The organism is Arthrobacter sp. SO3 (assembly GCF_020532825.1).
GTDB lineage: Bacteria > Actinomycetota > Actinomycetes > Actinomycetales > Micrococcaceae > Arthrobacter.
In genome coordinates this window covers 1-25,350 of sequence record NZ_MQTS01000025.1, presented here as the reverse complement: position 1 = coordinate 25,350, position 25,350 = coordinate 1, and the positions used below count along the sequence as shown (strand labels likewise).

Annotated in this window: 22 protein-coding genes; 17 read left to right on the top strand and 5 right to left on the bottom strand. The window is 58.7% G+C overall.

Annotated elements, in window-relative coordinates; genetic code table 11:
- Positions 1–352: 352 nt before the first annotated feature.
- Genes BJQ90_RS03195 through pdhA form a run of 3 tightly spaced genes read right to left on the bottom strand, consistent with a single transcriptional unit; the run spans position 353 to position 4,190 of the window.
- Positions 353–1,816, bottom strand: a complete 1,464-nt coding sequence (locus tag BJQ90_RS03195) for a dihydrolipoamide acetyltransferase family protein (RefSeq protein ID WP_226758866.1) — start codon at positions 1,814–1,816, stop codon at positions 353–355.
- A 2-nt stretch (positions 1,817–1,818) separates the two neighbouring features.
- Positions 1,819–2,931 carry an alpha-ketoacid dehydrogenase subunit beta gene (locus BJQ90_RS03190; protein ID WP_226758865.1) on the bottom strand — a complete coding sequence of 371 codons (1,113 nt, stop codon included), beginning with the start codon at positions 2,929–2,931 and terminating at the stop codon, positions 1,819–1,821.
- A complete protein-coding gene (gene pdhA / locus BJQ90_RS03185) occupies positions 2,928–4,190 on the bottom strand; it encodes a pyruvate dehydrogenase (acetyl-transferring) E1 component subunit alpha (RefSeq protein ID WP_226758864.1) in 1,263 nt (420 codons plus the stop codon). Before pdhA ends, BJQ90_RS03190 begins: the two co-directional genes overlap by 4 nt.
- Positions 4,191–4,349: 159 nt before the next feature.
- Here pdhA and BJQ90_RS03180 point away from each other — a divergent pair, with 159 nt between their 5' ends.
- From BJQ90_RS03180 to BJQ90_RS03100, 17 genes are all read left to right on the top strand, one after another.
- Positions 4,350–4,814, top strand: a complete 465-nt coding sequence (locus BJQ90_RS03180) for an Lrp/AsnC family transcriptional regulator (RefSeq protein ID WP_226758863.1) — start codon at positions 4,350–4,352, stop codon at positions 4,812–4,814.
- A 152-nt stretch (positions 4,815–4,966) separates the two neighbouring features.
- A complete protein-coding gene (locus BJQ90_RS03175; RefSeq protein ID WP_226758862.1) occupies positions 4,967–6,502 on the top strand; it encodes a polysaccharide biosynthesis tyrosine autokinase in 1,536 nt (511 codons plus the stop codon).
- Between the two features lie 45 nt (positions 6,503–6,547).
- The gene (locus tag BJQ90_RS03170; protein WP_226758861.1) at positions 6,548–7,327 is read left to right on the top strand and encodes a WecB/TagA/CpsF family glycosyltransferase; all 780 of its coding nucleotides are present in this window, start codon (positions 6,548–6,550) and stop codon (positions 7,325–7,327) included.
- Entirely contained in the window at positions 7,261–7,875 is a 615-nt protein-coding gene (locus tag BJQ90_RS22655; RefSeq protein ID WP_319004592.1) for an acyltransferase, read from the top strand. Before BJQ90_RS03170 ends, BJQ90_RS22655 begins: the two co-directional genes overlap by 67 nt.
- On the top strand, positions 7,872–8,996 hold the full coding sequence (locus BJQ90_RS03160) for a glycosyltransferase family 4 protein (RefSeq protein ID WP_226758860.1): 1,125 nt from the start codon (positions 7,872–7,874) through the stop codon (positions 8,994–8,996). Before BJQ90_RS22655 ends, BJQ90_RS03160 begins: the two co-directional genes overlap by 4 nt.
- A 66-nt stretch (positions 8,997–9,062) precedes the next feature.
- Entirely contained in the window at positions 9,063–9,929 is an 867-nt protein-coding gene (locus BJQ90_RS03155; RefSeq protein ID WP_226758859.1) for a glycosyltransferase family 2 protein, read from the top strand.
- Entirely contained in the window at positions 9,926–11,254 is a 1,329-nt protein-coding gene (locus BJQ90_RS03150; RefSeq protein WP_226758858.1) for an O-antigen ligase family protein, read from the top strand. The genes BJQ90_RS03155 and BJQ90_RS03150 overlap by 4 nt, the downstream gene beginning before the upstream one ends.
- Complete coding sequence (locus BJQ90_RS03145; protein ID WP_226758857.1) at positions 11,251–12,330, top strand: glycosyltransferase; 1,080 nt, start codon at positions 11,251–11,253, stop codon at positions 12,328–12,330. The genes BJQ90_RS03150 and BJQ90_RS03145 overlap by 4 nt, the downstream gene beginning before the upstream one ends.
- Positions 12,327–13,481: a glycosyltransferase family 4 protein gene (locus tag BJQ90_RS22650; protein ID WP_226758856.1), complete on the top strand. Its 1,155-nt coding sequence runs from the start codon at positions 12,327–12,329 to the stop codon at positions 13,479–13,481. The genes BJQ90_RS03145 and BJQ90_RS22650 overlap by 4 nt, the downstream gene beginning before the upstream one ends.
- Positions 13,482–13,733: 252 nt before the next feature.
- On the top strand, positions 13,734–15,215 hold the full coding sequence (locus BJQ90_RS03135) for an oligosaccharide flippase family protein (RefSeq protein WP_226758855.1): 1,482 nt from the start codon (positions 13,734–13,736) through the stop codon (positions 15,213–15,215).
- 305 nt (positions 15,216–15,520) lie between these two features.
- Positions 15,521–16,549 (top strand): GDP-mannose 4,6-dehydratase, encoded by a 1,029-nt coding sequence (gene gmd / locus BJQ90_RS03130; protein ID WP_226758854.1) that lies wholly within the window; start codon positions 15,521–15,523, stop codon positions 16,547–16,549.
- A complete protein-coding gene (locus tag BJQ90_RS03125; RefSeq protein ID WP_226758853.1) occupies positions 16,549–17,523 on the top strand; it encodes a GDP-L-fucose synthase family protein in 975 nt (324 codons plus the stop codon). Before gmd ends, BJQ90_RS03125 begins: the two co-directional genes overlap by 1 nt.
- Before the next feature lie 60 nt (positions 17,524–17,583).
- On the top strand, positions 17,584–19,020 hold the full coding sequence (locus BJQ90_RS03120; RefSeq protein ID WP_226758852.1) for a sugar transferase: 1,437 nt from the start codon (positions 17,584–17,586) through the stop codon (positions 19,018–19,020).
- 43 nt (positions 19,021–19,063) lie between these two features.
- The gene (locus BJQ90_RS03115) at positions 19,064–20,377 is read left to right on the top strand and encodes a UDP-glucose dehydrogenase family protein (RefSeq protein ID WP_226758851.1); all 1,314 of its coding nucleotides are present in this window, start codon (positions 19,064–19,066) and stop codon (positions 20,375–20,377) included.
- Positions 20,378–20,425: 48 nt separating this feature from the next.
- A complete protein-coding gene (locus BJQ90_RS03110) occupies positions 20,426–22,282 on the top strand; it encodes a DUF4012 domain-containing protein (RefSeq protein ID WP_226758850.1) in 1,857 nt (618 codons plus the stop codon).
- 167 nt (positions 22,283–22,449) lie between these two features.
- Positions 22,450–23,046: an LPXTG cell wall anchor domain-containing protein gene (locus tag BJQ90_RS03105; RefSeq protein WP_226758849.1), complete on the top strand. Its 597-nt coding sequence runs from the start codon at positions 22,450–22,452 to the stop codon at positions 23,044–23,046.
- Positions 23,047–23,134: 88 nt separating this feature from the next.
- Positions 23,135–23,557 (top strand): VanZ family protein, encoded by a 423-nt coding sequence (locus tag BJQ90_RS03100; protein WP_226758848.1) that lies wholly within the window; start codon positions 23,135–23,137, stop codon positions 23,555–23,557.
- Between the two features lie 11 nt (positions 23,558–23,568).
- On the opposite strand, the gene galU is transcribed toward BJQ90_RS03100, so the two are convergent.
- Both galU and BJQ90_RS03090 read right to left on the bottom strand, forming a co-directional pair.
- Entirely contained in the window at positions 23,569–24,459 is an 891-nt protein-coding gene (gene galU / locus BJQ90_RS03095) for a UTP--glucose-1-phosphate uridylyltransferase GalU (protein WP_226758847.1), read from the bottom strand.
- A 98-nt stretch (positions 24,460–24,557) separates the two neighbouring features.
- Positions 24,558–25,337: an enoyl-CoA hydratase/isomerase family protein gene (locus BJQ90_RS03090; protein ID WP_226758867.1), complete on the bottom strand. Its 780-nt coding sequence runs from the start codon at positions 25,335–25,337 to the stop codon at positions 24,558–24,560.
- Between the last annotated feature and the right edge of the window lie 13 nt (positions 25,338–25,350).

Sequence of the window (25,350 nt, the reverse complement as noted above, 5' to 3'; positions counted from 1 at the left end):
AAATCCGATTCAGCCCGCCGGGACGGCAAAAACCAGGCCCGGCGCCCCGACCGCCATCCGATGAAAAATCCGGGCTAACGAACGGACTGATGACCCACCTCGATCATGCCCTTGCCCTTAAATCCCAGAGCAGCGACCTCGTCATGTACGGGGTTACCAGGTAGCGGACCCACATTGACCCATGGAGCGTGCCGGGCCGTGACTGAACTCCTGGCCGGTCCGTTGCCGGCCCCCATGAGCGCCACTTCGCCACGGTATCGCTACCCCCGCGTAAGCTCAAACAAGGCTTGATCCCAAGTTCAGCCATCCGGACCAATTGGACCGGCCGGAACGAGCGCAGCTCTTCGTGTTATCAGAGGTCCGCCAGTACCGACCCTGGATTTTCGATAGCGTTGGCCACGTAGCGGAGGAAGCCGCCGGCGGTGCCGCCGTCGCAGACACGGTGGTCGAAGGTGAGGGTCAGTTCGGTGACCTTGCGGACGGCGAGTTCGCCGTTGACCACCCAAGGCTTGTCGATGATCCGTCCGACCCCGAGGATCCCCACCTCGGGGTGGTTGATGATCGCGGCGGAGCCGTCCACCCCGAAGACGCCGTAGTTGTTCAGCGTGAAGGTGCCGCTGCCGAGGTCTGCGGGGCTGGCCTTGCCGTCGCGGACAACGGCGGTGAGCCGGCGGATCTCGGAATCCAGTTCGCGGGCGCTGAGTTTGTCCGCGTTGCGCACCGACGGCACCATCAGGCCGCGGTCGGTCTGGGCCGCGAAGCCGAGGTTGACGCCGTCGAAGGCCACAATCTCCTGGGATGCTCCGCCGGTGGTGTCCTCGGTGGTCACGATCCGGGTGTTCAGCTCCGGGAACTTCTTCAGCCCGACGGTGACAAAGCGCGCAATGAAGGCCAGCAGGCCCGGGGTGTGGTGCGGGTCCGCCTGCTTCAGTGCGGCACGCATCTCGACCAGGGCGGTGGCGTCGACATCAACCCATACCGTGGCTTCCGGGATCTCGGACCGGCTGCGTGTCATGTTCGCCGCAACGGCCTTCCGCACGCCGCGGACGGGGGTGCGCCCGGCAATTCCCAACCCGGTGCGGGTATCGGTGTCACCTTTGGTCGACACTGCTGAAATTGACGTAGTTTCGTCAGGCTCAGCCGCCGGGCGCTCTACTGTCGAGGGCTTGATAACCGCCTCGACATCGCGCCGCATGATGAGCCCGCTGGCCCCGGAGCCCTGGAGTTCGCCCAAGTCGACCCCGTGGTCCCGCGCCATCCGCCGGACCAGCGGCGAAATAACGGCCCCCAGCTTCCCAGGCACCCGGGTCCGCATCAGCAGCAGGTCATCGGCAGCCTTGTCGGCTGCAGACACCTGGGCCGCCGGTTCGGCCACCGCAGTCCCGGCCGGCGCTTTCCGGGGCCGGGTCCTGCGGGCAACCCCGTGGCCGCCCGGCGTCCCGTACCCGATCAGGACGTTCCCGGACCCGGCCTTTTCTTCCTCGCGGTACACCTCAGCCGCGGCGTCTTCAGCCTCGGTTTCGGCTTCAAGAGGCTCGGCGGCCCGGGCAGCAGCAAGTGCAACCGGCGCACCGACCGGCGTCACGGAGATCAGCGGCTTGCCGACGTCGAGGGTCTCGCCGGGTTCACCGTGCAGCACGGCGACGGTGCCGGCGTACGGGGAAGGCACCTCGACCATGGACTTGGCGGTTTCAACCTCGGCGATGGGCTGATCGACGCGGATTTCGTCACCCACGGCCACGAGCCAGTTCACGAGCTCGGCTTCGGTGAGGCCCTCTCCGAGGTCCGGGAGGAGAAATACTTTCGGTTCGCTCATGGTCAGTCTTCCCACTGGAGGTCGTCAACGGCGTCGAGGATGCGGTCCACGCCGGGCAGGTAGTAGTGCTCGAGCTTCGGCGCCGGGTACGGGACATCGAAGCCGGTGACGCGGCGGATCGGGGCGGCCAGGTGGTGGAAACAGCGTTCCTGAACCCGGGCCACGATCTCGGAGGACACGGAGGCGAAGCCGTGGGCCTCGGCGATGACCACTGCGCGTCCGGTTTTGCGCACCGAGGCGCAGACAGTCTCGTCGTCGAACGGCACGATGGAGCGGACGTCGATCACTTCGAGCGAGCGTCCCTCCTCGGCGGCCGCGGCGGCCGCTGCCAGAGCGGTGGGGACGGAGGGGCCGTACGCGATCAGGGTCGCGTCGGTGCCGGGGCGGGCGACGGCGGCGCGGCCTTCGGAGGAGGTCCCGCGTTGGGTGTTCTCGGTGTGCTCGGCGCGCAGCGCGTCCAGGTCCACCTGGTCCTTGGACCAGTAGAGCTTCTTGGGCTCCATGAACATCACGGGATCATCGGAGTCGATGGCCTCCCGGAGCATCCGGTAGCCGTCGGCGACGGTGGCGGGGGTAAAGACCTTCAGCCCGGCGGTGTGGGCATAGTAGGCCTCGGAGGAGTCGCAGTGGTGCTCCACTCCCCCGATGCCGCCGGCGTAGGGCACCCGGATGACCATGGGCAGCTTGACGGCGCCCTTGGTGCGGTTGTGCATCTTGGCGACGTGGCTGACGATCTGCTCGAAGGCAGGGTAGGCGAAGGCGTCGAACTGCATCTCGATGACCGGGCGCATGCCGTTCATCGCCATGCCGACGGCCATGCCGACGATGCCGGACTCGGCGAGCGGGGTGTCGAAGCAGCGGCTCCGCCCGAAGGTCTTGGTGAGCCCGTCGGTGATCCGGAAGACGCCGCCGAGCATGCCGACGTCCTCGCCGAAGACCAGAATGGACGGGTCCGCGTGCATGGCGTCGGCCATGGCGGTGTTCAGGGCCTTGGCGAGGGTGATGGTCTGCGGGCCGGTCCGATCGGCGACGGCCGCGGCCGTGGCGGCGGCGCGGGCGGTCGCGGCGCTGACGTTGCCGTTGGCTTCCGACGAGGTGGTGATGGTGGGGTTCATTTCGCGGCCTCCGTCTTCGAGGCGGCCTTCGAGGCGGCGTCGCGGGCGAGTTCGTCGGCGAGCATGGCGGACTGTTCTTTCAGCTGTGGTGTGGGCGTGGAGAAGACGTACTTGAAGAGGTCCTGCGGTTCCACCGGGACTTCCTCGCTCAGGCCGTCGCGGAGTTGGGTGGCCACGGCTTCGGCCTTTTCGGCGATCCCCGCGGCGCGGTCGTCGTCGAGCAGTCCGCGGTCCGTCAGGTAGGTCTTCATCCGGCTCAGCGGGTCCTTGGCGACCCATTCGGCGACTTCGCTGTCCTGGCGGTAGCGGGTGGCGTCATCGGCATTGGTGTGGGCCTGCATGCGGTAGGTGTGGGCCTCCACGAGCAGCGGGCCGGAGCCTTCGCGGGCGAGCCGGACGGCGCGGCCCAGCACGGCGAGGAGGGCGACGATGTCGTTGCCGTCCACGCGTTCGCCGGCCATGCCGTAGCCCACGGCCTTGTGGGCGAGGGACGGCGCGACGGACTGGTGCGCCAGCGGCACAGAGATGGCGTACTGGTTGTTCTGGACGAAGAACACGACGGGGAGGTGGAACACCGCGGCGAAGTTCAGCGCCTCGTGGAAGTCGCCCTCGCTGGTGGCGCCGTCGCCGCACATGGCCAGGACCACGGTGTCCTCGCCGCGCAGCTTGGCCGCATGGGCCACACCGACGCCGTGCAGCAGCTGCGTGGTCAGCGGGGTGCACTGAATGCCGACCTTATGCTTGGCCGCGTCATAGCCGCCGTGCCAGTCGCCGCGGAAGAGCGTCATGGTCTGGACGGGATCTACGCCGCGGGCCATCACCGCCACCGAGTCGCGGTAGGTGGGGAACATCCAGTCGCCCTCGGACAGGCAGAGGGCGGCGGCGACCTGGCAGGCCTCCTGGCCATGGCTGGACGGGTAGACGGCCATCCGGCCCTGCCGGACGAGGGCGGAGTTCTGGTCATTGACGCGGCGTCCGACGACGAGCTGCTCGTAGGCGGCCATCAGCTCCTCGTCGCCGGGGAGGGTGTATTCGTGGCCCGGCTGGGTGCCCTGCTCGGCGTGGGGGTTCAGGGTGCCGTCCGGGCCCACCATCTGGATCTGGTGCCGGGCGGGCAGCATGTAGTCCTCGACAGAGATGCCGAACTTGCGGACGGCCTCGCTGGCGGCGTCTTCCGGCGCACTGCCGGGTGCCGGTGCGCCAGTTGTCTGGTCCTCGCTTGCCGGGTGCTGCGCAGTGTGGTCTGCGGAGATCGTCATTGGTCCGTCCTTCTGTAGCCACTATTCGTTCCAAGTATGGCGCCGGGTGATGTTTCGTATCCAGCTCCGCAGAAAACCGTGGAGAAGTCCAGAGATTTGTCCTACTCTGGAAGACAAATCGTAAGTGTGAGCTGGATTACCGGCGGGGGTTGTAGACGAATGGCAGAGGCCGAGGCGGACCAGGCGGCGGTGCCGCTGGATGATGTGGACCGGAACATCATTGCGGAGCTGACCCGGGACGGCCGGATGTCCGTCACGCAGGTGGCGGAGAACGTCCACATCTCGCGCGCCCACGCCTACACGCGGATTGCCCGGCTGACCGGCGAGGGCGTGCTGACCAAGTTCACGGCGCTGGTGGATCCGATCAAGGCCGGCCTGAAGTCCTCGGCCTATGTGACCCTGAAAGTCCGGCAGCATTCGTGGCGCGAGCTTCGGGAACTGCTGCGCGCCATTCCCGAGGTGCACCACGTTGCCTTGGTGGGTGGGGATTTCGACGTGATCCTGCTGGTCCGCGCCGTGGACAACATCGACCTGCGCCGGGTGATCTTCGACCAGCTGCAGTCCATGCCTGGGGTGCTGGATACGCAAACGTTCTTGGTGTTTGAGGACTTGGATACGCGGTAGCGCACGAGCCTCATGTTGCATAGCGGCCAGAGCGTCAAAAGGAACAGGCCGCCTCTGTCGCCGGGTACAATTACTGAGACCACACGAATGATGCCGTTCCGGGGGGAAGGCCATTTAAATTCCCCCTGCCATTTACACAGGGGGATCCCGCTTTGGACCTACGCGACTACTTGCGGATATTTCGCCGCAACTGGATAGTGATAGTCGCATCGACGCTGGCGGGTCTTCTCATCGGCGCGGGTTTGTCGGCTCTGACAAAACCCACCTACACGGCAGAAACCCAACTGTTTGTAGCCATCCAGAATTCCGGATCGGTTCAGGAGCTCCAACAGGGCAATACCTTCAGTCAAGCCCGCGTCCAGTCTTACGTACGAACAGTGGCGTCCCCGTTGGTTCTCCAACCCGCCATCGACTCGTTGGGTCTTACCTTGACCGCGGCTGAGCTTGCTAGCAGAGTAAAAGCCAGCACCGACCTAAATACTGTTCTAATCAATATTTCGGTCGTGGACGATTCGCCAGTTCAATCAGCGGCAATAGCCCAAGCTGTCGGAAACAGCCTGATTCAGGCCGTGGACTCCCTAGAAAAGCCGAAGACCGGCGGCAGTTCCCCTGTCAGCCTGTCAGTCATCAAGCCCGCGACTGCACCCACCGCGCCGTCGGCGCCTAACACCCGACTCGATATGCTTCTGGGCATTCTCATCGGGCTAGCAGTGGGGATCGTTCTGGCCGTGCTTCGAACGACACTCGATAATAGAATTCGCGGTGAAGCGGATCTTCGCAAAGTCACGGATTCGCCAATCCTTGGCGGGATAGCTTTCGACCAGAATGCGGCTCAGAGCCCCCTCCTAACTCAGACACCGGCTCAGAGTCCCCGAGCCGAGTCTTTCAGGCAGCTTCGAACAAATCTTCAGTTTGCCAACGTGTCTGGACGAGCCAAAACAGTCCTCATAACATCTTCGCTGCCTGGCGAGGGCAAGAGCACAACTGCAACCAATTTGGCAATAGCTCTGGCACAGGCAGGTCAAACGGTATGTCTAGTTGATGCCGACCTGCGTCGTCCAATGGTGAATGAGTATTTGGGTCTCGATCGGTCCGCGGGGCTAACGACAGCATTAGTCGGCCAAGCAGAGGTAACCGACCTTCTTCAGCCCTGGGGCGAGGGCAGCCTCTTCGTACTGGCGTCCGGTCAGATTCCACCAAATCCAAGCGAACTATTGGGTTCCAACGAAATGAGGAACCTACTAATTCTCTTGGAGAACACTTTCGACATCGTACTTATTGATGCGCCTCCATTGCTGCCAGTAACTGACGCCGCGGTCCTGTCACAGCACGTCGGGGGTGTGGTCGTCGTGGTTGGCACTCAGAAGCTCAGGCAGCAAGATCTTCAGAAGTCGCTAGATGCTCTGAAGATGGTCGGTTCAAACGTCATGGGAGTTGTACTAAACCGTCTCCCGGTGAAGGGTCCGGACGCCTATTCGTATTCATATGCTTCCTACGAATCAAAAGCTGCGGAAGACCATGCACGCCCGCTGCGTAGAACCAACCGACGGGTCCTGGAAACTGAACACCTCGCAGCCCTTGTGGACCGAAGCGGCTCGCTGGACACCCTCGAAACTATCGACGACTACTCTACAACAGCGCCGAGACCCGCGACGCGATTCCCGACCCGTCGAAATGCGGGCAACTGACCGTTCGAACGTTACCCGCCGGCAGCATCCAAGGAGAAAACTACCGTGGCACCTAAGACGCCAGCTACCACGCACCCGAACTTTAAGGAACGCCAGCCCCTCGGCCCCCTTCAAGTGGTAGCTACGAGTCCAAAATTGGCCGCTCTCGCCCTGTGCGAAATTTCTAGAGACCTGACGTCGACACATGTCCACCTTGTGAACGCATACACGGTGGCTTTGGCGGCCGACTCCCCAGAGTATCTAGATACACTGCAGGGGGTGGCGATAAACCTCCCTGACGGCAAGCCCCTTTCATGGTTTTCTCATGCAGTTGGACACAAACCGGTCGTTCAGCAAGTCCGTGGCCCTCAACTCTTCCTCGACGTGTTCGATGTAGGCCGCAAGTTCGAGGTCAAACATTTCCTTCTCGGGTCCACGGATGATGTCCTCAACAAACTCAAGTCAAACCTCGAAATGAAGTTTCCTGGCGCTCTCATTGTCGGAATGGAAAGCCCGCCGTTTCGTGCCATGACGCATGAAGAACAAACGTCCCAGGACCAAAGAATATTCAAGAGCGGTGCAAACATCGTATGGATCGGCTTGGGCACACCGAAACAAGATCTGGAAGCCCAAAGACTATCCACCTCAACGGGATTGACAACCGTTGCAGTGGGTGCGGCATTCGATTTCGCGGCCGGTACCGTTCGTGAAGCACCTGTCTGGATGACGAATACAGGCTTCGAGTGGCTATTTCGTCTACTATCTGAACCCCGGCGGCTGTGGCGACGCTACTTGCTCGGAAACTTGAAATTTATCAAGGCCCTTGTGGACGGACACCGCTCGTGAAAATTAAGCTATGGCGTTTGTTCTCACGTAGCCTTGCATTCCGAGGCAATGTCAGTGCTGGCGCAAACCTACACGTGGGACTTGGATCAACTCTTTGGGCCCCGAGGCACCTGCAAATAGGCCGAGATGTATATATTGGTAAAGGAACAACGATTGAAGTCGACGGAGAGATTGGCGATGAGACTCTTATCGCCAACAACGTGGGAATTGTCGGTCGTCGAGATCACGCCACGGAAGACATCGGAACCCCGATCAGAAGCGCACGATGGGTGGGCGACTTTCCGGAGCAGTTGAGCGAGCCAACGACTGTGGGCTCAGACGTCTGGATCGGCTTCGGGGCAATCGTTCTGTCAGGGGTAACAATTGGCGATAGCAGCGTCGTTGCCGCGGGCGCCGTGGTGACAAAAGACGTGGCGCCAAACACAATTGTGGCCGGGGTTCCAGCAGTACCTATGGGGAAGCGGTTCACAAATAATGACTTCGAGCGACATTGGACGTTGCTGTCGTCCCGTGGGGTTCGCCGGCTCACAGAGGACGATCAATCATGAAGAGAGTCGCAATAGTACATCCATGGTTTCCGCAGTATCGAGCTCCTTTCTTTGAAAATTTGATCAAACGCGCACGTGATTTCGATATTGATATCGAAATATTCCATGGCAGCCCCCCTCCCGAATGGGGGGAACGTGGAGATTCCGTGACGGCAAGGTACGCCACGCTTCTGCCGACCAAGTTCTTCAAGATCCGGGGCAAGAGCTTGGCGCTAAAGTCGCTCGAACCGCTCATGTGCCGCCATGCCTATGATCTCATCATTGTTGAGCAAGCTGTCAGAAATCTCGAAACCTTCAAAATGCTCTTTGGACCATACCGTTTCAAACTGGCGTTTTGGGGCCATGGCCGCACTTACACAGAAAAAGTGGGTCGATTACAGGAAGCCGTCAAGATGTCGCTCACCCGGCGCGGCAAATGGTTCTTTTCATATACGACGGGTGGAGCGAAAGCAGTTGAGTCTGCAGGCTTTGCCCATGATCGCATCACAGTAGTTCAGAACGCTATCAACAGTGAAGAACTTCGGCGCGAAGTTTCACTGGTCTCCGGATCTGACCTCGAAAGATTTAACTCAAGATTTGACTTGAAAGGCAAGACTGCCGTATTTGTCGGCGGTCTCGACCAGGCAAAGAGACTGCCGTTCTTGGTCAGAGCGGCTGATATTTGTCACGCTAGCCTTCCAGATTTTCGGCTGATAGTTCTAGGAGACGGATCTCACCGAAACATAATCGAGGAGTCAGCCGAAGATCGCGCTTGGCTGCACTATCTGGGTAGATCTCGCGGGTCCGAAAAGGCCCAGGCCCTGGCGTCCGCTCAACTCATGATGATGCCGGGGAGGGTCGGGCTCGTGGCCGTCGACAGCTTTGCAGCTGCACTACCCATCGTAACCACCGATTGGCCTTACCATGCGCCCGAATTCGAGTACTTAGTAAACGGTCAGAATTCTATCATTACCGACGATAGCGAAGAATCTTATGCTCGTGAGGTCGTGGCTCTATTATCCGACCCATTACGACTTAGCATTATGCAGTCGGGGTCGGATGAATCTGCAGGTCAGTACTCATTAGAGAAAATGGTGGAGAACTTCGCAATAGGTCTCCGCGACGCGCTGAGTTCATTGTGAGAGGGCGAACTTAATGAGGAGCCCGTCCAAGATATCCCACTTCACCTTCTAGTACTAGGTATCAAAATGACACTTCATTTTATTCTTGCCTGCCATAATCGTAGAAAGTCCACCCTGAGTTGTCTTCGAAGTCTCGCGATTAGCTGCCGGGCTGCAAAAGTTTCATACGACGTGACGTTGTTTGATGATGGTAGTTCGGACGGAACGTCGGCGTCGGTTCTGTCTGAATTTCCTAACACGACTGTCTGCTATGGAAACGGATCCAATTTTTGGGCTAAAAGTATGGCGGGTGCCGAGTCGAATGTGCTTAGCAAATTAAAAGAGGACTTCGATTCTGATGACTTTATTGTTTGGATTAATGACGACATCACTCTTGACGAAGACTCAATTGGGCGGATTCTAAGTGTCTCTAACGAATTCAATTCGAGGTCGATTCTTGTTGGGGCAATGCGTGATCCTGATTCTGGGGTTACGACTTATTCGGGACTCAATAGAAGGGGACTGCATCCGCTCAGCTTCAGAATTCAAGAACCGAGCTCGGTTGTACAAGAAGTTGAAGCTTTTAATGGAAATCTTGTGATGGTTCCCGTATCTTCGGCCAAAATACTCCAGGGAATCGACGACGGGTACTCCCACGCTCTTGCCGACATTGATTATGGTCTTCGCGCGACTGCCCACGGCATCAAAAACCTTCTTGCGCCCGGGACCTATGGAGTGTGCTCTCGGAATATTTCCCCTCCTCTCGGAATCCGGGAGGAATGGCGGCGCTTTATTGGCCCCAAAGGTGCAGGCAACGTAAGCTCCATGAAGAAAATCCTCGAGCTTATTTCCCCAAAGTCGTGGCCTTTCTACTTCTTACTGAGTTACTCGACCTGGATCGCCCGCTACTCCCTTCGAACGGTGATTTTTGCTGTCAAGAACCTGAAGAAATGATTGTTCTACTTGAGACAATCGAATTGTTGGCGCTTCTATTTCTTTTTGCCGGATTTATCACCTTGACACGCCGGTGGCCTCAGATATTTTTAGTCGTTCTCGGAATAATAACCCTTATTGCCTGGGAGGTTCCAGCAATGAGCGCTATATCCTCTCCGGGAGGCTATAGCATATATTTATTGGATATCTTGTCTGTGGCTTTAATTTTGGTTTCGGTTCTAAATTATCGATACCTCGGTCATAGCATCCGATCGTCTAGATTGCTTTGGGCGATGCTCACACTCCTTTTTGTCGCTGCATTGGCCAGAGGCATTGGATCTCTCGGCCCCAATGCCGCAGTCAACGAAGCTCGCGGATTCGTAACTCTCGCTTCGGCAACGCTTTGGGCGTTATCTCTCGATTGGTCTTCTACGAGGATTACCGGCGTTGTGAGGAAATATTCATTGTGGCTTGGATGGATGCTCACGCTGGTGGCGACTTATCACGCGTTACGTTTTGGTGTCGGCGGTGCTTCGGAGTTCGTTGACGCTGACGGGCTCGACCAAACGGGTCGCGTACTCGTTTCAGGTCAGGCAATGGTGCTAGGACTTTGTGCAATAGTGAGTCTTCACATATGGGTCGAAACCAGGAGAAGCTTTTACCTGTTTAGCACCCTCGCTTTCTCTGCGATTGTTCTTGTAGCCCAACATAGATCCGTGTGGATTGCTATAGCTGCCGCCTGGATTGCTTATGCTCTTTTTGGACAACGGCATAAAAGGAACATGACCTTAACGGTCGTAATAGTCGCCGCATGGAGTGTGGCCTTAGTCGTCGCTTCTGGTGTGGCCAACGGACTGCTCGATCAACTTCAACAATCTTCCGAAAACACGTCAACTTACGACGCGCGAACATGGGCTTGGCAATATTTGATTGATGAAGCCATCAACAAGGGACCCGAAACAGTTCTTTTCGGTGCGCCTTTTGGAACTGGATTTGGCCGGATTGAAGCGAATGGGCAATACGTGACCTTCCAGCCACACAATATCTACGTTTCGATATTTCTTCGACTTGGGGTGATAGGCCTCGTGGCCTCCGCTTTGCTTGTTACTGGCTATTTGGTCAAAAATCTTCGCGAACGCAATAATTTAGCAATTTCACTTCAGATTGCTATTATTCTGTACGGCTGGGCATATGGACCTACGTGGTATTTCTTTGTCTTTGCAGCCGTCTCAATGGTGGGAGTAATACATTTTCCTGCCTCCGACAATACCTCACGGGCCGTCCCCCGGGCCGCCAATTCAGTCCCGCCTCCCCAGTCTCCGTCAGCTAGAAAGATGATCCAATGAGCCAGCTTCGCGTCCTGCACCTGATGGGAGCCCTCCGACCGAGTGGTATGGAGAGAATGTTTGTGTCTGCTTCACCCCATTTCCACGAGCTCGAGATTACCTCGCTGATTGTGGGCCAAGGGAGGATGCATCCTTTTTCGGGGATGCTGAAGGATGCCAATTACGAAGTTTTGACGATCTCGCGACTCCGCTCAATGCATGGCGCAAAAGAGCTTTTTAACTCCATACGAAAATTTAAGCCGGATATCGTTCATATTCACACCGAAGGCGCCTTTGCGGTGTCTACTCTCGCCGTTAGGCTGTCTACGCGGGCGCCCATAGTTCGCACAATCCACAATGTCTTTCAACCACAAGGGCGTGCACTCTTAAGCCGCTCACTTCAGTCGTGGATTGCGGATAGATTTATTTCACGGTTTGTGGCACCGTCACCGGACGTTGCTATAAATGAGCGAGCATTTGGACGGAATGCAAAAGTCATACTCAATTGGGTCGCCAACGACTATCTTTCGACCGCCAGTTATGTTTACGGGCAGGATTCCGATGGAAAGTCAGCGGTGATAGTGGGAAACTGCTCCACCATCAAGAATCATGATCTTGTCCTCAGAAGCCTGGTGAAGGGTGGATACCGAGTATTTCACCATGGCGACGAAGCGGAAGCATCCACGGAAGAGCTTGATCTGCTCAACACTCTTGAGAGTCGTGGAGAACTTATGTATAGAGGAACTTCGGCTCCCCTCGAGAGCTTGAGCCAGGCAAATGTCTATGTCATGCCGTCCACCCGGGAGGGCATGCCCGTCGCCCTTGCAGAAGCCATCTCCATGGGGGTTCCTTGCCTAATCGCAGACTCACCTGGTGTCCAATGGGCAACGGGAATAGATGGAATTCAGCACATTGGTCTCGACCAGCGAGATTGGGATCAAGCGCTGCCACCATCCGGTTATGTAAGGAAAAATAGCCAACTCGCCGCGCCTGACTTATCCGCTTCGAGGGGAGCGCGAGAATACGTTGAGCTGTATTCGTCGCTGGTGACTCCAAGTCCTATGTCGCCGGCCACTATCGGGGAAAGCACTCCATGAGAATCGCCGTCATTGGACCCTGCAATCCCGCTGAGTTCCTCGGGGAGATCTCGAATGTGCCGGGCGAGGTGCCGCGTGGTTTGGTAGGGACCCCTATCAATGGCCTGGTGCGAGCGTTCTTGGATCTGGGGCACAGCGTCCATTTGATCAGCGCATCTCCGGACCTGAGGACTGTTTGGCGGGCTGATGGACCTCGATTGAAGATGTCAGTAGTTCCCTATAGGACTCGACCGAGGGACCGGGCACTAGACCTGTTTCGGTTGGAACGTAACCTTATGGCCCAAGAACTTGAGAGTAGCGACGCCGAGGTCGTGAGCGCGCACTGGTCATACGAGTTCGGTTGGGTTGGCGTGTCGTCAGGAAGACCCTGCGTTCTCAGCGTTCACGATGCCCCGCTCACAATTCTCCGTAGCCTCCCCGACCCCTACCGTCTGCTGCGGACTCTCATGGCGTACCGTGTTCGCTTCTCAGCGGCCCACGTTACCGCTGTTTCTCCATACTTGGCTCGTAATTGGCGGAAACAGATGCTGTACAGGCCGCCTATTGAGGTTATCCCCAACATAACCCCTCCGCTGGAACAGCCCACCCCTATACCCCACCGACGCAACGTCATCCTCGACATTGGGGACGCCAGCCCGAGAAAAAATATGAAACGATTGATTGAAGGCTTTGGCGTCTTCAGCACCAAGGTTCCGAACTTTGAGCTGAGGCTCGTTGGTGGGGGTTTGCTGCCAGACGGACCGCTTGCCCAGTGGGCCCGAAGTGAGGGACTCGACAAAAATGTCGCATTCTTAGGAAACCAGTCCAGGGCCGAGATTGCTGTGCACCTGGGCCAAGCGTCGATATTCTGCCACTCAGCTGTGGAAGAAAGCCAACCGATGTGTCTCTTGGAAGCAATGTCCGCAGGAGTGCCGGTCATCGGGGGCGCCAAGTCGGGCGGCGTGCCCTGGACACTGGACTATGGTTCGGCAGGTTTGCTCGTGGATGTCACGGATCCCAACGCGATCGGAGAGGCACTGTACGAATTGCATAGAGACGAAGCCCTAAGGCGGCGTCTGGTTTTACGGGGCAAGACGTTAGTTGCTGAGAGACATAGCAAGCAGACTGTTGCAAATGCCTATCTGCATGAGTTTCACCGGGCCATGTCGTGAATATGTTTCTATTCATGAAGCAATTTGGCGCCAACGAAGCCGGTCGGGTTGGTCCCTTGTGGAAAACCGATAGCGGCAGCATTTCCGTGCGCTTGCTCAAGAATTCTCTTCAGCTCGCCATTCCTAAAATTGCCCGGCAAGAGCCTCCGAGTTTGCCGATCGGACCCCGTCAAGGTGTTCCTACCCCTGCATATAGCTCTACCAGGCTTGGCCCTCAATCGATAATGTCCAAATTCCTCAAAGAGCTGTGCCTTGAGTAGGTTCCGCAACGCCGCACGAGGTGCATCTTGGACGTTGGGTTGCCAATTAGTCACAAGCATCGGCCAATTTGTCTACTCTGGTATCACCGCCCGCATCTTCTCTCCTGCAGAATTCGGCGGCTTCGCGGTGGCTTTGAGTCTCATGGGCATCTTGACACTCTTGACTACCACCGGCCTTCCCGCGTTTGTCTTACGGGAGCCTACACTCAGCCATGAGCAGGTACTCCGGTTACGCCTCTTGGCCTTTGTGGGCGGAGCCCTTTCCAGTTTTTTGTTCTGTGCCATTGCTCCTTCGTGGCTTGCTCTACTTAACGCCCCCGAGGGTTCTTCCTACATTCCCATGCTGGCCGTGGCGCAGGCATTGGGACCGATATCCGCGGTCGAATCCGCCCTGTTGCGCCGGGAGTTGAAACCCAAATTTGATGCCTTCTCGCTCTTGCTCAGTTTTATCCTTTCAACGATTTGTGCCCTGTTACTTGCTTTCCTCGTGCGACAGAATTGGGTGCTGGCTCTGGCCGTGGCCATGCAGCCGTTTCTTCTCACCATCTTCGCCCGCATCCTTCAGAAAGACCGAAGGCAACACGGGAGCTCACTAGATCTAGCGGCGGTTCTTGGGTTCACGCGTAGAATCACCGCCCAGAATGTCAGCTTCTTCCTCCTTCAAAAGTTCCCCGAGTGGACAGTAAGTGCGTCGCTTGGGGCGGGCGCTCTGGGACAATTCTCTAAGGGTGGCGCCCTTACACAGATGCCAGCTTCAGCGCTTTCAGCTGCGCTAAACAGGGCAATCCAGCCCCACTGGCGTTTCATATCGGATCGTAATGTGGCCGATCGGGCTGCGAAAGACGCGACGATTTTGGCCGCTGGAGTAGCATTCCCAATATTCGCAATAGTTGCAGCGAACGCAGGAGCCATCGTGGACCTGTGGCTTGGCCCAGGATGGGAACCAGCAGGAGCGCTGGCGACGCTTATCGCTATTGGTGGTGGACTAACGGTGCCATTCGGCATCATGACTAATGGATTTGAGATGCGGGGCAACTTTCGGCCTGTGCGGTTTGCTCAATGGGCTATGTTCATTTCACTACTACCACCGATTGCCATGCTCATAGCCACCGGCGATCTTGTGTGGTCTGCCGTAGCCTTTGCCTTTGCCCAACTAACGGGCCTTGTGATTGTGGCCATCTGGCCCACTACCGCCAGAACCCGTTTAAGCCTTTTGAAGAAGCTATGTGTGCTGGCTATGTGGTCGACGCTCGTTTCTGTGGCGGGATTCATTGCCGGCTTGGAGGCATCATATTTTATGACGTCCGACGAGGCCTTGCGCGATTTTATCCAAGTGCTAGTTGGCGGCAGCATCTCTGCCGTCCTTTGGCTAATAACATTTCGCTGGCACGAGACTAACCGGATCTTCCAACGCCGAGGGCTTCGTATCCCTTGGGTTATCGGGGGCAAAAACACCCGACGACCCGTTTCATGATGGCGAAAATGCTGCCTAGGTTGACGGCAATGCCTTCCCCTCAGATAACTACGGGTTTTTAGCGGGGCTGAACGCAATCATGGCTACGTAACCCCAAACCGGTATGCACGTCAGTACCAGGGGAGCGTGATGGACGACTCCGCCTCGACAGGGGGCGAAAGGGCTAGTAACTGTTTGTCTCTGTTTTCATGGCGAGCACTACCAACCACTATGATGAGTCCAACATTAGTCTGGCAACGTCGCACGACCGGCAGGTCGGGCGACTCTTTTCTGCCATACACTTCTAATCTTCTTTGGGGGGCACCATGACGAAACGCGCACTTATCACCGGGATCACGGGACAGGACGGCTCCTACCTTGCCGAACTTCTGCTCTCGAAGGGATACGAGGTTCACGGTCTTATCCGTCGGGCCTCAACTTTCAACACCGCGCGTGTGGATCACCTCTACGTGGATCCGCACGATCCGCAAGCAAAACTGTTCCTCCACTATGGCGACCTCAGTGACGGTGCGCGCTTGGTCACTCTGCTCGCTGAGATTAAGCCGGACGAGGTCTACAACTTGGCGGCGCAATCTCACGTGCGCGTTTCATTCGACGAGCCAGAGCACACTGCCGACACCACCGGGGTGGGCACGATTCGGCTGCTTGAAGCGGTCCGCATGTCAGGCATCGAAACCAAGTTCTATCAGGCGTCCTCCTCTGAGATGTTCGGCGCAACCCCACCCCCGCAAAATGAGGACACTCCGTTCTATCCCCGTTCCCCCTACGGCGCCGCAAAGGTCTACAGTTACTGGATCACTAAGAACTACCGTGAGGCCTACGGAATGTATGCCGTAAACGGGATTCTCTTCAACCACGAGTCACCTCGGCGCGGCGAAACATTCGTTACGCGCAAAATCACCCGAGCGGTAGCCGCCATCAAGGCTGGCAAACAAGATCTGCTCTACATGGGCAACCTGGACGCCGTTCGTGACTGGGGCTACGCAGCGGAATACGTCGAGGGCATGTGGCGCATGTTGCAGGCCGACGAGCCCGACGATTTTGTCCTGGCCACTGGGGGCAATTACACCGTTCGTGACTTCCTTCAGATCTCGTTCGAGCATGCCGGCCTCAACTGGGAGAACCACGTGCGTTTCGACGAGCGATACCTTCGCCCGACAGAGGTTGATGCCCTCGTGGGAGATGCTTCGAAGGCCCAGGAAAAGCTCGGGTGGAAGGCTTCTGTTCACACACCGGAACTGGCTCGCATCATGGTGGATGCCGACATCCAGGCTTTAAAGCACGCCGGGAACAATTGGATTGATACGGTAGATCTCGATAGCTGGAAGAACTGATGACCACGGAGACCAACTTCGTCCCGGGCCAACTGGACCGGAAGTCAACCTTCTACATTGCCGGGCATCGTGGACTTGTGGGCTCAGCGATCTGGCGCAAGCTCGAGGCTGCGGGCTTCAACAACTTGGTCGGACGTGGCTCGGCCGAGCTCGACTTAAAAGACCGCGATGCGGTTTTTCAATTCTTCGCCGAGAACAAACCGCGATATGCGGTGCTTGCGGCCGCCAAGGTTGGAGGCATTCTGGCCAACAACACCTATCCCGTGGATTTCCTTAGCGAAAACTTGCGCATACAGGTCAACGTTCTTGACGCTGCGGTGGAACACGGTGTGGAGAGATTGCTGTTTCTGGGTTCTTCGTGCATCTACCCTAAACTCGCAGAACAGCCTATTCGCGAGGATTCACTGCTGACTGGACACTTGGAGCCGACAAACGACGCGTATGCCATTGCCAAGATCGCTGGAATCATACACATCCAGGCCATCCGCAGGCAATATGGGCTTCCCTGGATTTCAGCCATGCCGACCAATCTGTATGGGCCCGGGGACAATTTTTCCCCGGAAGGATCGCATGTCCTGCCTGCCCTCATCCGCCGCTATGACGAAGCTGCAAAGTCAGGGGCAGAGTTTGTCAGTAATTGGGGCACCGGAACGCCAAAACGGGAGTTCCTCCATGTGGACGATATGGCGGCAGCGTGCCTGCACTTGATGGAAAATTATGATGGACCCTCGCAGGTCAATGTCGGGACAGGATCCGACGTCAGCATCAAAGAATTAGCCTCACTTGTAGCTGAAGCCGTCGGCTATCAGGGCGAAATGAAGTGGGACACTTCCAAGCCCGACGGAACTCCGCGCAAACTCCTCGACGTATCCAAGCTCACTGAGGCTGGATGGTCAGCTAAGATCGGGCTCGAAGAAGGCATTCGATCAACAGTTAAATGGTATATGCAGAACCTTGCCTCCATTCGGCGTTAGCCTCGCCATCCGTAGTTGCCATGTCGCAGCAGTCTAGCTTTTTGAATTGGGGGATTTCTGATGCCTGCGGGCAGTGACTGGCGTGTACGATCTTCCCGCCTATTGGGGCTTGTTGATGGGTTCGTCGTAATTTGGGCCGTTGTAGGTGCCTTTATCATTCGTTTTGGCGTCGAACCTGATTTCGTTGTCGCCGGCCAGGAATTCGTCTACGCTTGGCTTTCGGTCGCATTGGCCGTCGTTTGGTGGATCATGCTCGGGGCCTGGAACAGCCGGCAGACTCGAATTCTTGGTGCTGGCCCGGACGAGTACAAGCGAGTCGCCGCGGCTTCGTTGTGGCTATTTGGCCTTGTCGCCATCGTCTCCTACGTCTTACGCGTCGACACCGCCCGAGGATATGTCGGCGTTGCTCTGCCTGTGGGCTTGGCGGGATTGCTCCTTGGTCGTTGGCTGATCAGACAGCATCTCAATACCAACCGTCAAAGTGGGCAGAGCATGTCGCGATTGCTCATCTTGGGCGGGCCGAGTGCTGTCGCCCATCTAGCGTCGTCCTTGGAACGGGCTAGGCATGCGGGCTACCTGCCGATTGCGGCGTACACGCCGGGCACCCAGGCGGGGCCTGACATCGAGCCGGAGTCCGGGTTGCCAGTGCTGGGGTACAAGCCTGACGCGGGTTTCATTATCGATGCAATCGAAGCCTGCGGCGCGGACGCGGTCGCCGTGTCCGCTGGGGTCCAACTCCACCCCCAAACGCTGCGGCACTTGGGCTGGGAGCTTGCGTCCCGCAATGTCGGACTGATCATGGCTCCAGCACTGACGGATATTGCGGGACCGCGGATTCATACCCAGCAGGTGGCAGGGTTACCACTAATTCATGTGACGACGCCGACCCTGGATGGCGGCCAAGGCGTGGCAAAACGGCTGTTTGACGTCCTCGTCTCCACGATCCTGATCATCATTTCCTCGCCCGTTATGGCAGTTGTCGCAATAGTCGTGAAGATAGAGAGCCAGGGTCCGGCGCTCTTCAAACAACAGCGAGTTGGGATGGAAGGCCGACATTTTGAAATGCTGAAGTTCCGTTCCATGGTCGTCGACGCGGAAGAACGTCTCACGGAGGTGGCGCAACACAGTGACGGAAACGGGTTGCTCTTCAAGATGAAGAACGATCCTCGGGTCACAGGTGTCGGGAAGTTCATCCGAAAATTTAGTTTGGATGAACTACCCCAGCTCTTCAACATCTTCGCCGGGTCCATGAGCTTAGTCGGTCCGCGCCCGCCGCTGCCCTCTGAAGTGGCAGCTTATCAGCACGATGTGCGTCGCCGGCTCCTGGTAAAACCCGGCCTCACGGGGCTATGGCAGGTTAGCGGGCGCTCGAACTTGTCATGGCAGGACTCAGTCAGGCTTGACTTGTATTACGTGGAAAACTGGTCCTTGGCTGGGGACCTCATGATCTTGCTAAAGACCTTTCGCGCCGTATTTCGTGGCGCAGGCGCTTACTAACCCACCCAGTTAACAAACGCCCATTATAGGCAAGGAACAAACTATGCGTATATCTGTAATCGGCTGCGGCTACCTTGGTGCCGTTCATGCGGCCTGCATGGCCAAGCTGGGGCACGACGTTGTCGGCATCGACGTCGACACTCGGAAAATCGCCGCTCTCTCTGCGGCGCAGGCACCCTTCTATGAGCCCGGCCTGGACGAGCTCCTGGACGAGGTGCAGTCGGCTGGCAAACTCGCATTCACGACGGATATGGCCGCTGCGGCCGGATGTGATGTTCACTTTATCTGCGTAGGTACGCCACAGAAGAAAGGTGAGAATGGCGCTGATATGAGTTTTGTAGACGGCGCTACCGTCGCATTGCTCCCCCACCTCCAGCCCGGAAATTTAGTCATTGGGAAGTCAACAGTGCCAGTGGGCACCGCCGCCCGTCTTGCAGAATTGGTGCGCGATGCGGTGCCGACTGCCCAGCTGATGTGGAACCCCGAGTTCTTACGGGAGGGGCATGCAGTCTCCGACACACTCCAGCCCGACCGCTTTGTTTACGGAGTCGACGGCGGCTCCGAGGATCACCCCGCCGTCGCAATACTGGACGAGGTCTACTCGGGTCCACTTAACGTAGGCACTCCTCGGCTGGTGGCAGATCTCGCAACAGCAGAACTGGTCAAGGCGGCGGCAAACTCGTTCCTTGCCACCAAGATTTCATTCATTAATGCGATGGCGGAGGTCTGTGAAGCGGCCGGGGCAGACGTTACGCAGTTGGCCGACGCAATCGGCTTAGACGACAGAATCGGCCGCAAATTCCTCAACGCAGGGATCGGCTTCGGCGGAGGATGCCTGCCAAAGGACATCCGGGCTTTCATGGCCCGCGCCGGCGAGCTGGGCGCTGACCAAGCATTGACTTTCTTGCGCGAGGTGGATGCTATCAACATGCGTCGCCGGACCAGGGTAGTGGAGCTCACCCGCGAACTTTGCGGCGGCATGCTGCTCGGTAAGCGGATCACCGTTCTCGGCGCCGCTTTCAAACCTGAGAGCGACGACGTCCGCGACTCTCCGGCACTGAGCATCGCCGCCCAGCTCCAGCTGCAAGGTGCCGTTGTGACGGTGACCGACCCGAAGGCGCTAGCCAACGCCGCCGGCAGGTTCCCTGAACTACATTACGAACCCGATTCCGACAGGGCTGTCCAGAGGGCCGACGCATTGCTCCTGCTCACCGAGTGGCCGCAATACCGCGACCTGGATCCATACGAACTAGCTGCGTCAGTTGGTTCTCCGCGCATCCTGGACGGCCGGAACGTCTTGGATGGGGCCAAATGGCGTGCCGCCGGATGGACTTACCGTGGACTGGGGCGTCCATAGGCGATGAGCGATACTCACGGAGCTACCGACGCCGCCAAGAGCAATGTTATGGATACATCTGGGCGCACAAAGCCGACATCCGAACGGGGCGGACGACGCGGCCGACGTCGTTACGTCACGGCTTTCGCATGGCTAGCCGTCACGGTGGTTCTCGTAACAGCATCGGCAGCGTGGCTTGGCACTAGAGCCACCGTCATCAAGGATGAACTCGAGGCAACCGCGCTGCTCATCCCCGCACTCAAGGATGATTTGGCCGCCGACAAGCCACAAGAGGCCAAAGCTACGACGGACAAACTTCAATCCCACGCGGCCGCGGCCCGCGACGCCGCGTCAGACCCACTCTGGACTCTCGCCGCTTCAGCCCCGTGGATTGGTGCAAATTTCAGCGCCGTCGCAGAAGTTGCCCGATCAGCTGACGATGTCGCCACACTGGGCGTGGCACCCCTGGTTCAAGTTTTCGATTCCCTCAACTGGGACAGCCTGCTGCCCAGCACCGCGGGCGCAAACCTGGAACCGGTCCAACAGGCCGCCCCTAGCGTTTCGTCGGCGGCTCACGCAGTCCGGATCTCGGCCGAGCGGCTGGAAAGAATCGATGCGAAGGCTCTTTGGCCCCAAGTGGCTGAACCGTTAATGCGGACTCGCGAACAGTTGCAGGCGGTGACGGGCGCCCTGGATGCATCCTCGAATGCCGCCCAAATCGCCCCCGGAATGTTGGGTGCTGACGGCCAGCGTAATTATTTGCTGATGATCCAGAACAATGCCGAAGTGCGGACATCAGGTGGCATTCCTGGAGCACTGGCGGTTTTAACACTGGACAACGGAAAGTTGACGCTGGGCGCCCAGAGCAGTGCCGGCGAAGTAGGCGTTATGTCGCCTGTACTCTCCGTCGACGAGGAACAGCAACAGATCTACTCGACCCGACTCGGCAAATATATGCAGGACGTCAATCTGACTCCTGACTTCCCTACGGCTGCGGCCACGGCGCAGGCCATGTGGGAGAGGAAGACCGGCCAGAAAGTGGACGGAGTGATCTCCATGGACCCTGTCGCGTTGGGCTATGTCCTGGATGCAACCGGGCCCGTGAAGATAACCGACCCTGAGATCCTGGCGCTGACTGGCGGTGGCCTCCCCACGGAGCTGAGCGGCAAGAATGTAGTGCCGACAATGCTTTCAGACGTCTATGCCAAAATAGCGTTGCCCCGATACCAGGACGTCTATTTCGCCGGGGTCGCGAAACAAATCTTCGGCGCACTTTCCAACGGCCAGAAGGGCGATGCCAAGGGCCTCATCGACGGTATCTCGCGCGGGGCTTCGGAGGGCCGAATTCTCCTGTGGTCGGCAGCAGCGCAGGAACAGTCCATTCTAGCCAAGTATCCGCTGAGCGGATCAATTTCCGGTCCAAGCGTGGCTCCAGCACAGTTCGGCGTGTACTTCAACGATGGCACCGGGGCCAAAATGGACTATTACGTCAAACGTACCGTCCAGCTTGTCAAGGAATGTTCGATCGACGGGTACGAACAAACGACAGTGCGCATTATCAGCAAGAATGAAGCGCCGGCCGACGCGGCAACTTCTCTGCCGCCGTATGTTACCGCAGGTGGCGCTTACGGAGTGGCAGCAGGTTCTGTCCAGACCAACGTGATTGCCTACGGCCCGGTGCAGGCCAACGTGGAAACAGCCGTGGTTGACGGTAAGAAGTCCGACTTCGGCGCCCACCACCACGCCAACAGGCCCGTGGGAACGGTGACCGTTACTCTCGCACCCGGCCAAAGCAGCGCGGTTGAGCTGACCTTCGGCAAAATCGTCCAGCACGCGGAGCCTAGCGTGGTTGTCACGCCCACTGTCCAGCCTGTCAAAGACGTCGTCCTGGCGACCGAGAATGCAGTGTGCAATCCGGGAAAGTAAACGCTGCGTAAACGGTATGTAAAGTAACTTGATTCACTTTGGTCACACGCGTTATCAGTGCTATCGTCAGCTTGGGCTTATCAAATGAGATTTCAACCTACGGTCACTCGGGGGATCGGAAATCTCCACATCGCGTGACACTCGTATATACGGTCTCAGGGGGACTCATGAAGAAAACACTTGCAGCGATCACACTCGCTGGTTCCATCGCACTCATCGGTGCCGTTCCGGCCATGGCCGCCAACAACAACTACCCGGCACCGCCCGCAAACTCGGCCGTTTCCGACGGCACGGTTGGCCCGGGCGAGCAGTTCGTCTTCCGGGGCAAGGGCTTCAAGGCCGGCGAAGGCCTCTCCATCAAGGTCACCCCCGGTGCTAAGCCAGCGTCGACAGGCGCCAGCGTCAATGGCCGTGGCATGAGCGTCTCCGGCAAGATCACGCTGCCGCTGGCACCGCAGGAGTTCGCCCACAACGCAGACGCCAGTGGCGCCTTCTCCTTCCCGCTCACCATCAGCGAGACTGGCGTCTACACCATCTCCGCAACCGGTCTCGAGTCTGGAGTTACCGTCAGCTCCAGCATCACGGTGCAGGGTGCAGCAGTGGGTGCCAACCTTGCGAACACGGTTAACGGAACCGCACTCGCCAACACCGGTGCAGATTCCAACCTCATGATCTGGTCGCTGGTCGGCGCAGGCGCTCTGGCTGCCGGCGTTACCTCGGTCGTCGTGGTTCGCCGCCGCGCGAAGGCTGACGTCACCGTCTAAGCACCAGCTAAGAAGCACCATAAAAGGTGGTGGTCTCCCGGATACTGGAGACCACCACCTTTTGCGTTGAGTACTTCTTGAGGAGCACATGAGGGATACGGCAACACCCCGGACTTGGCGCGCTGCCCTGGCAGGCTTCCTCGCCGTCCTGGCTCTGGTTGGCTTCTGGCCGAGCCCGGTGGACCAACCCGTGCAGGGAGAGATTGCCGGATTTCTATCTTTGATACACTCGCTCGGGGTTCCGGGATGGATTGGATACGGGTTCATTGAAGCGTCCGCCAATGTGGCCCTCTTTGTGCCCCTGGGCGTCGTAGCAACACTGGCTTTCCCGGGGAAGGCATGGTGGCAGATCGGCGCCTTTGGGCTGCTGGTCTCAGGTTTGATGGAACTGGGCCAGTCCCTCTTTCTTCACAGCCGCTTCCCCAGCTCACTGGACCTTGCGACCAACACCGTCGGATGCCTGCTGGGGCTTCTCGTGGCAGCGTACGTCGTTCGCCCCAGAAGTAGATAGAGTCGCCGGGGCTAGCTGACGAAGGCCTTCATCCAGGTCTTGAGTTCCTCGCCGAATTCCACGCGCTCCGAGGCGATCGAGATGACAGCCTTGAGGTAGCTCAGCTTGTCACCGGTGTCGTAGCGGCGGCCCTTGAAGACCACCCCGTACACGCCGCCGCCCTCGCCGTCGGAAGTGGCTAGGGTCTGCAGGGCGTCGGTGAGCTGGATTTCGCCGCCGCGGCCGGGCTGCGTTTCCTCCAGAACGTCGAAGACCGCCGGGTGGAGCACGTACCGTCCGATCACAGCCAGGTTCGAGGGTGCATCGGCGATCGAGGGTTTTTCCACGAGACGGTTGACTCGCACATGGCCTTCGCCGTCGATGGCCGAAACGTCGGCGCAGCCGTAGGCGCTGATCTCCGCGGGATCCACTTCGATCAGGGCGATTACGGAGCCTCCCGACCGGGCCTGCACCTCGATCATGGTGCTTAGGAGCTCGTCCCGCTCATCGATCAGGTCGTCTCCCAGCAGGACGGCGAAGGGCTCGTCGCCAACATGCTGGCGGGCGCAGAGCACGGCATGTCCCAGGCCCCTGGGGTCGCCCTGGCGGACGTAGTGCAGGGGCCCAAGGCTGGAGGCGTGCTGGACAGCTTCCAGACGGTCCACATCGCCCTTGGCTTCCAGGGTGCGCTCCAGGTTAGGTTCACGGTCGAAGTGGTCTTCCAGCGCGCGCTTCTGGCGGCCGGTGATCATCAGGAGGTCCGTCAAACCTGCCTTGACGGCCTCTTCCACCACGTACTGGATGGCCGGCTGGTCCACCACCGGCAGCATTTCTTTTGGCATTGCCTTGGTTGCGGGCAGGAAGCGGGTCCCCAATCCAGCAGCAGGAATGACGGCTTTTCTAATGGTTTTCCCCAAAGTCATAAACGAACCTTACAAGGACGTCCGGATAAACAAAATCCCATTAAGCAAAGACAAGTACAGAGACGACCTGGTCTGTCTTAGTCCGTTTTCGGGCGCTGCTAGCCCTTGAAGACAGGTTTGCGCTTTTCCTGGAACGCCAGGAACCCTTCCGAGTAATCCTCGGTTTTGCAGAGGCGGGCCTGCTCGGCGTTCTCCTCCTCCATGGACTCCCAGAGGCCCAGCCGCCGGTCACGGATGTGCGCCACGAGTTCCTTGCTGGCGTGGAAGGCGCTGGTCGCGCCGGTGGCCGCCTTGACCACGATGGCACGGGTGTTCTCCAGCAGGTCAGCCGCCGGCATGGCCCGGCTGAACATCCCTTGGGCCACCGCCTCCGCGCCGCTCATGAGCTCGGCCGTGTAGATAAGATCCAGCGTCCGGTGCATGCCGAGGCGCTCGGTGAAGTACCAGTGGCCACCGGAATCGAGCGTGGCCCCCAGGTTCGCGAAGGGCGAGCCGAACTTGGCGTTCTCCGCCACGTAGACCACATCGGTGGCCAGCAGCAGCCCCAGCCCCACGCCCAGGCAGGCGCCCTGGGCGGCCGCGAAGGTGGGGGCCGGGAATGCCGCCATCTTCTTCAGCAGCGGCTGTAGAAGGCCGCCCAGGTAGCCCTGGACATCGTCGGTCTCCGGCGTCACGCCGGCGATATCCCGGCCCGCGCAGAAAGCGCGCCCCTCGCCCCGGAGCAGCAGCGCCCGCACCTCACCGCGCGCGGCGGCAGCGGCGGCGTCGTCGTACGCCCGTGCTAAATCCCTGAGGGCCTGTTCGTCCAGCGAGTTGAGCTTGTGCGGGGCGTCAAGGACGATCTCGGCGATGCCGTCGGCGATGGACAGGGAAATCATGGGGCTCCTGGGG

Coding starts and splice junctions, on each gene's coding strand:
- BJQ90_RS03195 (WP_226758866.1), bottom strand. CDS start 1,816: ATGAGCGAACCGAAAGTATTTCTCCTCCCGGACCTCGGAGAGGGCCTC.
- BJQ90_RS03190 (WP_226758865.1), bottom strand. CDS start 2,931: ATGAACCCCACCATCACCACCTCGTCGGAAGCCAACGGCAACGTCAGC.
- pdhA (WP_226758864.1), bottom strand. CDS start 4,190: ATGACGATCTCCGCAGACCACACTGCGCAGCACCCGGCAAGCGAGGAC.
- BJQ90_RS03180 (WP_226758863.1), top strand. CDS start 4,350: ATGGCAGAGGCCGAGGCGGACCAGGCGGCGGTGCCGCTGGATGATGTG.
- BJQ90_RS03160 (WP_226758860.1), top strand. CDS start 7,872: ATGAAGAGAGTCGCAATAGTACATCCATGGTTTCCGCAGTATCGAGCT.
- BJQ90_RS03155 (WP_226758859.1), top strand. CDS start 9,063: ATGACACTTCATTTTATTCTTGCCTGCCATAATCGTAGAAAGTCCACC.
- BJQ90_RS03150 (WP_226758858.1), top strand. CDS start 9,926: ATGATTGTTCTACTTGAGACAATCGAATTGTTGGCGCTTCTATTTCTT.
- BJQ90_RS03145 (WP_226758857.1), top strand. CDS start 11,251: ATGAGCCAGCTTCGCGTCCTGCACCTGATGGGAGCCCTCCGACCGAGT.
- BJQ90_RS22650 (WP_226758856.1), top strand. CDS start 12,327: ATGAGAATCGCCGTCATTGGACCCTGCAATCCCGCTGAGTTCCTCGGG.
- gmd (WP_226758854.1), top strand. CDS start 15,521: ATGACGAAACGCGCACTTATCACCGGGATCACGGGACAGGACGGCTCC.
- BJQ90_RS03125 (WP_226758853.1), top strand. CDS start 16,549: ATGACCACGGAGACCAACTTCGTCCCGGGCCAACTGGACCGGAAGTCA.
- BJQ90_RS03120 (WP_226758852.1), top strand. CDS start 17,584: ATGCCTGCGGGCAGTGACTGGCGTGTACGATCTTCCCGCCTATTGGGG.
- BJQ90_RS03115 (WP_226758851.1), top strand. CDS start 19,064: ATGCGTATATCTGTAATCGGCTGCGGCTACCTTGGTGCCGTTCATGCG.
- BJQ90_RS03110 (WP_226758850.1), top strand. CDS start 20,426: ATGGATACATCTGGGCGCACAAAGCCGACATCCGAACGGGGCGGACGA.
- BJQ90_RS03105 (WP_226758849.1), top strand. CDS start 22,450: ATGAAGAAAACACTTGCAGCGATCACACTCGCTGGTTCCATCGCACTC.
- BJQ90_RS03100 (WP_226758848.1), top strand. CDS start 23,135: ATGAGGGATACGGCAACACCCCGGACTTGGCGCGCTGCCCTGGCAGGC.
- galU (WP_226758847.1), bottom strand. CDS start 24,459: ATGACTTTGGGGAAAACCATTAGAAAAGCCGTCATTCCTGCTGCTGGA.
- BJQ90_RS03090 (WP_226758867.1), bottom strand. CDS start 25,337: ATGATTTCCCTGTCCATCGCCGACGGCATCGCCGAGATCGTCCTTGAC.